The 11,632-nt window shown below is 65.4% G+C and carries 8 protein-coding genes; 2 read left to right on the top strand and 6 right to left on the bottom strand.

Annotated elements, in window-relative coordinates; translation table 11 throughout:
- Positions 1-161 precede the first annotated feature (161 nt).
- Entirely contained in the window at positions 162-338 is a 177-nt protein-coding gene (locus LKE06_RS30510; protein WP_228002908.1) for a hypothetical protein, read from the top strand.
- Between the two features lie 35 nt (positions 339-373).
- On the opposite strand, the gene LKE06_RS30515 is transcribed toward LKE06_RS30510, so the two are convergent.
- Entirely contained in the window at positions 374-2,134 is a 1,761-nt protein-coding gene (locus LKE06_RS30515; RefSeq protein WP_228002909.1) for a WXG100-like domain-containing protein, read from the bottom strand.
- A gap of 25 nt (positions 2,135-2,159) precedes the next feature.
- The gene (locus LKE06_RS30520; protein ID WP_228002910.1) at positions 2,160-3,101 is read right to left on the bottom strand and encodes a C40 family peptidase; all 942 of its coding nucleotides are present in this window, start codon (positions 3,099-3,101) and stop codon (positions 2,160-2,162) included.
- Positions 3,102-3,256: 155 nt separating this feature from the next.
- Between LKE06_RS30520 and LKE06_RS30525 the strand changes: the two genes are divergently transcribed.
- Complete coding sequence (locus tag LKE06_RS30525; RefSeq protein WP_228002911.1) at positions 3,257-4,264, top strand: hypothetical protein; 1,008 nt, start codon at positions 3,257-3,259, stop codon at positions 4,262-4,264.
- 67 nt (positions 4,265-4,331) lie between these two features.
- On the opposite strand, the gene LKE06_RS30530 is transcribed toward LKE06_RS30525, so the two are convergent.
- The 4 genes from LKE06_RS30530 to LKE06_RS30545 form a co-directional block, all read right to left on the bottom strand.
- Positions 4,332-6,629 carry an ELKS/Rab6-interacting/CAST family protein gene (locus LKE06_RS30530; protein WP_228002912.1) on the bottom strand — a complete coding sequence of 766 codons (2,298 nt, stop codon included), beginning with the start codon at positions 6,627-6,629 and terminating at the stop codon, positions 4,332-4,334.
- Positions 6,630-6,720: 91 nt separating this feature from the next.
- Positions 6,721-8,628, bottom strand: coding sequence for a type VII secretion target (locus LKE06_RS30535; RefSeq protein ID WP_228002913.1), 1,908 nt, complete (start codon positions 8,626-8,628; stop codon positions 6,721-6,723).
- A gap of 150 nt (positions 8,629-8,778) precedes the next feature.
- Complete coding sequence (locus tag LKE06_RS30540) at positions 8,779-11,292, bottom strand: hypothetical protein (protein WP_228002914.1); 2,514 nt, start codon at positions 11,290-11,292, stop codon at positions 8,779-8,781.
- A 23-nt stretch (positions 11,293-11,315) separates the two neighbouring features.
- Positions 11,316-11,630, bottom strand: a complete 315-nt coding sequence (locus LKE06_RS30545; RefSeq protein WP_228002915.1) for a hypothetical protein — start codon at positions 11,628-11,630, stop codon at positions 11,316-11,318.
- Positions 11,631-11,632: the final 2 nt, after the last annotated feature.

Consider the following 11,632-nt stretch of genomic DNA (forward strand, 5'->3'; position numbering starts at 1 on the left):
GCCGGCACGCCACCGGTCACTGCGAATCTTCTCTGATCCGAGCTAGCTGAGTATCGACGCTCCCGGTTCATGAGAAATGTGCGCCAGGCGCTCGGTCGTGAGTGATCTTCGATCCGTACGAACCATCACGGAGACAATGATCGGGATGGTCGACAACACTGATGGCCGCATACTTTGCCGACGATGCGTGGCGTGCCGCCGAACACGCGGCGCGACGTACCGCCGAGGCGGCCGATAGGTTCGCCCGGGCGCGAGCGGATTGGGTTTCGGCAACAGACCTGACCCTCAGGCGGCTGACGGATTTGCAGCTGGCCCGCTCGATCCCCTACTACATGTAGCGGCGAGTTCGCCGCTGTCACAAGGGCGCTCGAACTCAGCCGGGCTTGCGGTGCGAATCATCGGCAGCCGGGTCCGCCGTCGCGGGCGCGATCACCCGCGGTGGATCGGCGGCGGCTTCGGGGCGCGGGCGATCGGCGACCTGCTCGGGCGCGGGCTGCGGACCCGGGCGCGTATCGGCAGGCGCGAAGACCGAGGCTGCGACCTCCGGGGAGCGAGAAGCTCTGGACCATGGTGTTTCGCCGGGCGCTCGGTCATTGGCCGCGTGACTGCCCGAGGGTGAAATAGCCTTGGCAGCGGAAGATTTCGACGGCCTGGAGGATTTCGACGACTTGGGTTTCGTCGATTTCGAGGGCTTTGCGCGCGCCCACGGCGTGGCCGGACCCGCCGACCCGCCACGCCCGGCCGGTGGCATGGCAGCCGGAGTGGACGGGTCGGACGGCAATACCGGTCGGGAGGCATCGGGACCGATGAGTGACTGGGCACGGTCACCGAGACCGGAGCCCACAGGTTCGGCGACACCCGATGGACTCGACCCCGCGTAACTTTCGGGCACGGCGGAAACGGTCGGGTGCGGTGCGGCTATTGGGCCGTTGTCGTTGCTGGTCACCGGATTTTGCCCGGCGCCGTTCGAACGGGCGGCCGGATCCATTTCACCCCCGGTGAACCTACGGGCGTCATCGCGTTGCCCCGGCGCGATATCGGATTGGCCTGGCGCGCCGGTGAACTCGCCCGGCATACCGCCGGGCCGTCCCATCCCACCAGCCGGTTGACCTGGCCCGCCACCGGATTGGGCCGGTACGCCGCCGGATTCACCCTGCCCGGGAGTCGCGTGCGCCGGGCGGGGGTCGGATCGGCCCGACTCATCGAGCGAATGTCCCGAATTGCCGGAGTGTGGTCCTTGGCCGCCGTCGTCGTCGTCGGCGGCGGCGGCGGCGGTTCGCGGACCATCCACACCGGTGTTCGGTCCGTCGGTCGGGTACGGTCCGATCGCACCGGACGGGCCGAGCAGCTGTCGCGGATCCGGCGACGTCCCCGATTCGGGGAACAGGCCGCCGGGGCTTTGGGTCTCGTCGAAGCGGTTCGTGGTGGTGAAATCCAACGGCGCGACATTTTCGGCGAAGGTCGCGGCGTGTTTCATAATGTCGTCGGCGTGCTGGTCGAGGAGCCTGGCGTAGCGCAGCACCTCATCGGGTTCGATGTGCAACGTCTCCGCTGAACTACTGGGATCGGGCACCCCGAGCGCATGCTGTGCCGCGTTGTAGACAACACCTTTGATCATGTCGTCGATAGTGGTTTCGAGCGGTTCGATCGCCTTACCGATCACCTCCGCCACGATATAGCCCACCAGCATCTGCGCCATTTGATTCAAGATGTAGCGCGCGGCCTGGCTAACCGTTGGCAGCATCGGAGCGAGTGCGGGCGTCACCAGCACCATCGCGTAGGCCGCCGCCAGTGCGGCGAGCTCGGCCAGCACCGCCACCTTCACCACGGCAATCACCTCGGCCGCGATATCCAGTGCCTTCGCCACCATTTTGCAGGCATTGTCGAGTGCGGCCATATGAGTGGCACTCATCTGCGCCCACGACGAGACCAGCGCACTGTAGGAATACCCGGAGTAGACCGAGCTCATATCGTTGATCGCACCGGTCGCGGACTCGTGTGTGTTCTGGATATTCGTCGCGAACGTGCTGACATGTTCGCCGAGGGCTCGCACGTCGTCCTCGTTGATATCCGGGTACGGAATGCCGACCATGTTGAGGAAGAACGCGACCTCGTGCGGTAGTTCTATCGCCACGGTTGACCTCCTTCCCCGCTGCTACTCAGAGCACCCGGACAACGATCGCGTCACTGGGCATTCGCGACCATTTGACCGTCGAGCCCGAGTAGGGCGCCTCGATGACCATGCCGTTGCCCGCGGCGAGCTGAACGTGCTCAGGTCCACGAGCGCTGAACGAGCCGCCGGGGAACACCAGATCACCGGGCCGAACGTCACTGGAATGCACCCGGACTCCGCTGTAGATCTGCTCGTAGGTCGTGCGCGGCAGCACCACCTCACCGTGCGATGCCTGCGCGATCGCGTACTGGGTCAGGCCGGAACAGTCGAAGCCGCCGCCACTCGGACCGCCCGCGCCGCCGCCACCCCAGATGTAGGGGGTGCCGAGCCACTGACTCGCGGCACTGACCGCATTGCCCCCGGTGGTGCCGTCCGAGGGTTTCATGGTGCGGCGCTGTAATCGCGACGGTGAACCCGATCGGGTGCGCCGACGCCGGCGGGCGGGCACCGAGCGCCGGCTGGCCCGGCGAACCGGTGTGGTGGGGGGCGCGATTCGCGACGCTGTGCGCTGCGCTTCGGCCATGTCGGCGTGAACCCTCTTGGTGGCGTTGGCGATTGTGGACTGCGCGGCATCGAGCATCGCCGACCCGCTGAACCTGGTATCGGCCACCGAGGCGATCGCGCGCGCCCGCGCTTGGAAATCCGCGATCTGATCGGTCAAACGGCTGCGGCCGTTGAGCGTTCCCTCGCCCGATTCCGCGACGGCCGTGCGCACGTTACCGTCTTTGCTCGCGTGTGATTCGGCGACCGACATATGCACGCCACGCGCATCGGTGTACCCGGCCGCACCCGCTCCCGTGTGTGCGCGCAGATCAGCGGTAAGTGTATGGACGCCCGCTGCATGGCCTGGGTCGGGCTGCCCCTCGCCGTAGAGCCCGAGCAGTGACTGCAGCACACCATGCAGGTCGTCCGTCAGTGCCTGCACCATTCGTCTGGCTCACCGTCGCGCATCACCAACCGCCTTTCCTAACCTGCTGGCGTCCTCACACCCGGTGGGGAGGTTTGTCATTCAACTATGCGGCACTCCCCAAGCATGGGAACCCAGGACAATGAGACGGACTTCGGAGAGGCGGGTGCCACGGCATGGTAGCGAAAACGGCGAGCAACGATGCCCGGAAAGTGCTGCCGATCGCGGCCACCTCCACGCCTGCCGTCCCCGTCGGAAAACACTACTACCCCGTCAAATTGGTTGCACCGCCCGGCGCGTCCGCCGGTCCCAAACTCTTCGTCGAACTCGCGGAGATCGCGATACAAAACGCGGTCGACCTCCTCGGCCGCGGCACGACGCAACCGCCGCCCGCAGTCGACGCCCTGCTGAAACCATCCTTCTACAAAAACCTCGGCGCAGGTGCGACAGCCGAAAAATACAAGGAAGCCGTCGACAAGGTCGAAGCCAAGCAGACTTCATTACAGGAAATGGACAAGAAGGTACTCGAGACCTCCGGTGTCGTGGCCGATGAGCAGAATCGGGCACTACGATTCATCATCGGTATCGTGGAAGACGTTCAGCGCAAATTGAAAGCTTTCGGGACGGCCAAACTGAAGCCCCACGAGGATACGGCGGTGATGGACCTCCTCGCATCCGCCATCGAAGTGGTGTACCACAAGGTCACCATAGTTGCGAAGAACAACGATGATCTGGCCAATGGCGGCGGCAAAGACGGCGGTGGCAAAAACGATGGCGGTAAAGACAAATCCGGCGGCGACAAATCCGGGGGCGGTAGTTCAGGCGGCGGCAATGCTGGAGGCGGCAATGCCGGTGGTGGCGGTGGGGACGGCCTATCGTCCATAATGCAGTCCCTTCCGATGCTTGCGGCGATGTTGCCCGCTATGGCGATGCCCCTCGTGCAGCAACTACCTGAGCTACTGAAGCACGATGACGCAGCGGACAAAGAGCACGACGACGAGAAGGCCGACGATAAAAAGGCGCATGCCGGCGCTACTCCCGCGCCCGCCGATCCGAATGCACCACCGGCAGGTGCGACCGCGCCCGACCAAGGCCAGCCGGCACCCCCAGCGAACAACAACGCCGAGCCCGACCGGCCGGAATCGGATAAGCCCGAGTCGAATACGCCTGAAGCACAGGGCTAGTCACGCCGAGAAACGACTGCCGTTCGCGCATATCCGATAGGCAGTCGACTCTGGCACATGATTCTTATTACACCGGCCGCGGAGCTTCGACCTCCGGGGGTGCGGGAAGTTTCGGTGGCGCGACGACCGCGACGGGTGGCGGCGGGGCCGGGGTCGTCATTTGCGAAGAACCAGCGAGATCGACGCCGCTGGGATGGTAAATGGGCGGCATCAGGTTTGGATCCATCGTCTCCAGCTGTCCATTGACGATGATCTGGACACTACCGTCGCCGGGGCGGACGACCAGTGCCGTGCGATCATCCCACTGCGCGACGTCGCCGGTATGCACGGCCGACAAATCGCCGCCGGCGGAATAGACCTGCGTCCACGGGTTGCCCGGCGTCGACTGTCCCAGCGTCCCCGTATAGGCGGCACGCCCATCGCTACCATTCGGATTGTTGAGCTCTCGCTGCACGGCCTCCGCCACGGCCGAGGAAACCTGCTGCGACGGCAGGTCTTTGATCTTCAAATCCACCATCGACTGCGAGGTATTCGCCGGCGGCGGCAGGGTGGTCGGAGTGGCGGCGACCGCCGCACCCGGTGCTGCGGACTCCGCGGGCTGAGAATAGGCCGCGGGCACCGCGTTCGCGTCGGCGGGCTGGCCCGCACCACCCCGTTCGAGTTCGCGCACCCGTCGCTTTTCGTCGTCGAGCTTGCGCTCCAGCTCGTTGACCCGCGACTGGTCACCACCATTGCCGTTCGCGTTCTGCATTATGCTCGACAGGATCATCGGGAGCGCCATCTGCGCCATCGGGTTCGCCGCACTCGCGCCGGCAGCACCCGCAGCGCCGGCGGCCTGCCCAACGGAGCCATTCGCACCGGACCTGGATTTCGGGTCGGCCACAATCTCATCGAACTTCTTATTGATCTTGTCCAAGGCAGCGGCATTGGGATTGGCGCCACTGGCGGCCGCGCCGGCCGCTGCGGCCGCGGCTGCGTCCTTGGGGTCACCGGTGATCAGGTCTTTATATAGGTTCTTATAGTCGGTCTCAGCCGGTGCGGGATTGGTGTTGGGCGGCGTCCCGCCGCCGCCACTCGGCGTTCCGCCGCCGCCACCTCCGCCACCACCACCCCCACCACGACGGCCACCGCCATCGCCGCCGCCACCCCTGCGAGCACCGCCACCCCCGCCGCCGCCGGTCTTCTTGCCTCCACCGCCGTCTTTCGGCCGCTTACGTTTGATCTGGTTTTCCCAATCTTCCACGGCTTTCGATACCTGGTCGATTTTCCTCTCGACGTCCACAACCGTGTGCCTGATCGCGGCGAACAGGGGCCGCTCCTGGAAATCCTTCGTCGTGGATTTATCGACCTTCCCATCATCTTTTTCAATGGGCACGATCAAAGCGGCATCCAACTTTTCGTTGAGCTCGTCGATATGCTTCGCTATATCCGATTTCGCTTTTTGCAGAGTCTCTTTCAGTGGCTTCGCCGGTATGTATTTCACATCACTATCGACGGCGTTCAACTCATTTTTCAAATGCTTGAAAGCGGAGATATTTTCAAGGTAGCGGTCTACCATCGCCCCCTCCGCTTTCTTGCCGTTGGAAGTCATGTCATCGGGAATGTCGTTATCGTTAAGGAATCCCGAAAGATCCGTGATTTTCGACGTCTGCCCGGCCCCCATGAGATCGATCGAGTTCTGCAATAATTTCGACATTGCTTCGCGGTAAATCGTCAGCTTGCGCGACTCGCCACGTACCGGATGGAGTTCAGCGAGTAAGAAATGCTTCTTCTTGTCATCTTTGGCTAAGACCGCAAGTTCTTTACCTTTAGCATCCACGAAGACCAGTCGGCCGTCGATGATCTTGAGCCCTTTGACATCGGACAATTTCAGGCCGTCGGTCGACCATCCCGCCATAATGTCGGAGTTCCCCGCATGTGGCGCGGGGACCATTATCTCCAGACCATTTTCGCCGACTCGGACACTATCTATGCCGTCTACATTGCGAGTCCATTCCTCGCCGTCCGGACCGGTGAATATCAGTTTGTCTTTTTCGACCAGCAGATCATAGTCACCTTTATGAATCCCCTCCCCCGGTCGTAGAACTTGACCGGCGTGGATCATATCCGTGCCGTTCGGCGATTTGTCGGCGTACTTGTCTTTATCAGGAACGTATGTGAGTTTGCCGTCCTTATTGGTCTCGAAATGGTAGCCGTAATCCTTCGGCTTGGCCGCCTCCGCGGCATCGTTCAGAAGAGGCGACGGCTTTCCCTTATCCTGATCCAGGAAATGGAATTGCTGTTTCTGACCAGGTGGGAGTATGCCGTTGGGGGGCGCCAGCAAATTCGGTGGCGTCCCGCCGCCGTTCGCGTCCGGGTCCGCCATCAGTTCACCGCCTCGCCAGCTACCAAATCCCCGTCAGTCCGCAGACGGCTGCCACCGCGCATCGTCTGACCTCGCATTTCGTAGTAGAGCTTCACGAACGGTTCGGCGTCACATCGGGCCCTGCACCTGGTGGCGAGGTCGGCGCGACCATCGCACCCGCGGGCGGCCCGGCAATATCCGGGGCCGAGACCGTGGATACCGCCGGACGATCGACGCGCTCGGGCGCGGCGGTTGTCACTGCCGACGGTGCCGCGACGAACTGCGGGTGCTCCACGATCTGCTCATGGGCGTACACCGCGTCACGCAGGCTTTGCCGATCCGATTCCTGCGCCAGCAGCAACACCAGTTCGTTGCAGCGGCGTTCGAACACCATCGTGCGCAACGCCGAAACCTCGGTGTCGACCCGTAACTGCCCGAATTCCACCCGGCCGACATCGACCCGTTGCGACAGCATCGATGCGGACAAGAGGTCGTCCGCGTCACGCAATTCGTCCCACATTTGACGTGACACCGCCTCGCCCGCCTGCACCTTGGCCAGGATTCGTTCGCGAAGTTGCCGTGATTCCACGGTGTGCGCCGACGGCTGCACGGACCGGCCGACCTGGGCGTGCGCATCCGACGCCAGCTCCACGGTGCGCGCGCGAACCTGCGAATCAGGCAGTGCCGAAACGTGTTCCAGCGCCGTGATGGATCCGGTCAGCCCGAGGCGGTCGGCGGTGTCGGGTGTGAACTCGCGCAGGTCGACGTCGTAAGTCGGGCCGACGAGTCCTTCCATCGCGACATCGCTGAACCGTGAACGCAAACCAGAATCGATCGGTCCCGACGAAACGAGCGCCGAGAGTTGGGCATTCGCCTTCGCTCCCCACGCCAGGCCGAACTCGGCGAGGATGCGCGCGGGATCGGATACACCTTCCCACGGCGACGCGGCGCCTTCGGTGTCGGCACCGAGCAGCTCGTCCCACAGCCACGGCGAGGACACCTCGCGCGGCAGGAACAGTCGCGGCGGCAGCCATCCGCGCCCCTCATTGGAGGTGATGAAGACACCGGCACCACCCGGACCACGCATCACCGAAACCGCCCAGGACATCCCCACTGGAGACTCCACCGCCGCAAGCACACTGGCAAGCAATGTCCTGGCGAGCACCAGGTCATCGTTCTCGGCGTTACCGACGACATAGGCCGGTTCGGCCTGCTTGTTCTTCGCGGCGGCAACCGCCGCGGCGAACGGGGTTGCCATCGGCATCGCGTCCGCGCCGCCGGACGCGCCAGCGGGCTGGGCACTCGGTGCGCGCTCGTCCGAGGCGACCTGGATGGGTGGCGGCGTGGCGCTCACCGACGGCGGCGTGGTCACCGGCGGCGGCGTCATGCCGGGCATCGACGACGACGGCGCGGACGCACCACTGCTGCCCGATGCTCCGGTCGGCGCGGCGTGCTGGGTATTCGGTGCGGTCGCGCCGGGAATCTCGGAGGGGGCATGAGGAACGCTGGGTCCGCCGGTGACCGGCCCATTCGGTTGCGTTGTCGTGGGCGTGACACCGGTTCCGTCGGGGCCGGCCGAGGTAGGACCACTCGGCGGGCCACCGGGCGGCGGGCCTCCCGGTGGCGGAGTGACCTGCGTCGCCGGTTGGTCGGGAGGCGTGTGACCGCCGACCGGCACGGGCGCCGGATGCGTGTTCGGATCGTCCAGCAAGCCGCCGGCCCGCAGAATGTTGCGCCCGTTTTCGTCGTCGGTAGCTTCGTAAGTGTCTGCCGCGTCTCGCAACTGGTCCGCGGTGCGGAAATGTTCGTTGGCCAATGCTTCCGCCGCGCGATGCCTGGCGTCGTAGTACTCCGTGAGCGCCTGGTGGACCGGCGCGGCGATCGTGCCGTAGGTGGGTATGAAGGTTTCGAGCCAATCGGTGGGCGGCTGACCCCAGTCACTGATTCGCTTCCCGGCCTCGATGTGCTGGAGTGCCAACTGACGCAGCACCGCAGCTTCGATTTCCGTGCTGTTCGGCATGCTTGATCAGATCCCTTCCCACCGACGACCTCATCATTGTCGATCGTTCCCACCACTGGGAATCTCAGGTGGGCGCCGAGGAGACCGCATTCACACGAATTCGACTGTTGAACCACCTATTTCAGTCACTGGCACATTCCCGATCCAGGATTACGACGGCGGACCGGCGGTGATAGTCGGACGACGAGCGACACGGCCGGCAGCCTGGCCGGGCTGCTCGGGAACGGTGAAAGACGGGTGCCCGACTATTTGGGCGTGCGCGTACGTAACATCCCGGAGAACCTGTCGCGACGGCGAATTCTCCAGCAATAGCACAAGTTCATCGCAACGCCGTTCGAACATCATGCCGCGCACGGCCGTCAGCTCGGATGCGGAGCGTCCATCGACACGTTCGGATCGAAGCTCGCCGAGCGCTACACCGGAGACGTCCACCCGACGTGCGAGCGTCGACGCCGCGACCAGGTCGTCGGTGTCCCGCAGCTCCGCCCACAAGTCCTCAGACACCACCTGCCCGCGACGAATCGTGGTGAGGATCCGCTGGCGTAGCCGCGGCGCACCCAGTGCTTCCGGGGATCCCAGCTCTCCTTTGCCGACGCGGACGTGCGCGTCGATCGCCAAATTCACACAGCGCGCGCCGATCTCCGAATCGGGAAGCGCGGTCGCGCGTTCCAGCAGTGCGGGTGCTCCGACCAGGCCGAGCCGATCGACGCGCCCCGATGCCGGCCGGCTGAAATCCATTGCCGCCGAGGCAGCGATCTCTCCTGCCATCGGCACATCCCGCAGTTGCTGACGCAGGCTCGGATCGAGCGGCTCCGAGGACACCAGCGCCGACAAACCGGCTCCCGATTTGCGGCCCCAGGCTATGGCGAATTCCGCGAGGACGCGCGCCGGGTCGGCCAGTCCCTCCCAACCCGCTTCGTCGGCAACCTCCCACACCCAAGGAATGGACACTTCGCGGGGCAGATACAGCCCGGCAGGCAACCAGCCCCGGCCCTCGTTCGAGGTGACGAACGCGCCGAGTCCGGTCGAGTGCCGCATGACCGACACCGCCCAGCCGACACCGATCGCCGCCTCCTCGACCGCCGCGAGCAGGCTGGACAGGATGGTTCGGGCCAGCACCAGATCGCCGTCGACGCGGTCGCCGAGCACGAACGACGGGGCGGCGGCGGATGTCATCGCGGCGCCGACCACATCACGAATCGCATTGCCGCGGTCGTGATCGTGCTCCGTGCCGGCGTTGTCCTTCTGCCCTTCCGTGCGCGTCACCGCCTGCGGCTTGCCGACCGGTCCTGCGACATTCGCCGACGCCGACGCTGCCGCCGAGGTGATCGGCCCCTTCGGTGGCTCCGCGCCCCCTCTCGATTCGAAGGGCGTGGCCGTGGGACGTGCCTGGCTCGGCGGCGCCGACACCGACCCCGGCGCGGACGCGGACGCGGACACGGACGCGGCGGTGGCAGTGGTGGCGGCGGTCGGGGCGACGGATGCGCCGGTCGGGGGCATACCCATCGGCAGCGTCGATGCCATGGCCGCCGCTTGCATCGCGGCCGCCTGGGTGACGGCCTCGTTTGCCACGGTCAGCGAATCAGGCAGAGCGCCGGCATGATTCGGGTCGGCGGCCGTCGCCGAAAGATCATCGGTTCCCGACCGTGCCGCGACACCCGCTATTTCGGGAACATCACCGTTGTCGACGCCATCCTGCCGGATACCGGCGGCGTGCCCGGTTGCCATGGGCTGCTGCCGCGACGGCGAGCCCGCCGCGACAGCCCCGAGATGATCGTCGGGATTCGGCGGCGGACTCTCCGCCCCCGCCGGGGCGCCGTTATGCGCGGCCGGAGCGGCAGGCACCGGTCGCGCGACCAGCGCCGCGTCGCCGGCCCCACCCCCGCCGGGCACCACACCGGTGTCGGCGTCCGGCGACATCGGTTGTGCGGAAATTGGCTCCGGCCCGAATACGCGTACCAACTCTTCCAACGGCACACCCATGAGAAGACCGTCGTCCACCATGCGGCGCCGCAACCCATCACCGAGGTGGCGCGGGTCGGGCAAGTCTCGTTGCAGCCGGTCGATCCACGAGTGATGCCGGTGCGGGGCTACATTCGGCTCGTCTCGATGACTGGTCGGCCACGGCGGCCGAACGCCGAGCTTGTGGCCTATGCGGTCCAGGGGCCGCAGGTTTTGCGGGCTGATCGCAGCCATGGCGGCATGCACCACGTCCTCGACTTCGCGCCGGGCCGCACCGAGGATGCCGGGTATCCGGGCCCGAGCGGCCTCGGCGTCGGATTCTTCCTTCTCCTCATCGGCGGACCGCTGCGCGGACTGGGCCTTCCCGGTGGCTCGATCCACGATGTCGAGTATCTGATTCCTGGTGCGGTACACCAGGTTCGCGAAGTCGCCGAAGGTATCGGCGGCGGCATCGAGCGCGTCCGCGAACGCCTGCGGGTCGCGGCTCTGGCGGCGCATGTCCTCCTTGGCGGGTTGCAGGCCGGCGCTGGCGCGCACATGGTCGTCGAACGCGCGGCGCCTGCTTTCGTCATCGACGATGTCGATGACGGCAGCGGCATCACGAGCCGTGTGTTCGAGCGCACGCCACTCGGCAGGTGCGATCGTCGGCCAATTATCCCCGACGATCGCATCCCAGTACGGGCTGTTGCGCTCGGCATCCACTGCTATCGGTTCTCCATCGGTGTCTAGACCTCAGTGCGGCGTACCGAGGCGCCACCGGCGATATCCGCGTCGAAGTACGCGTTCAACGCGGTCAACACCTGCTCGAACGTCGACTGCGCACCCGCGCCGCTGACCGTCAACGCCTCGGCGAAGGCATGCAGAACCCAGTCGAGCTTGTCTTTCAGGCGGCGATCGAGTTCCGATCCCGGCGCGCTCGACACGACAAGATTCCGCACCGCCTCGGCGATTTGCCGGTGGCGGTCATCGTGACCGTGCAGCACTTTGTTCGCCGCGGCGAGCACCTCGTGGTGGCTGTCGATGTCCAGTTGATCACCCATAT

This window comes from Nocardia australiensis (assembly GCF_020733705.1).
Lineage (GTDB): Bacteria > Actinomycetota > Actinomycetes > Mycobacteriales > Mycobacteriaceae > Nocardia > Nocardia australiensis.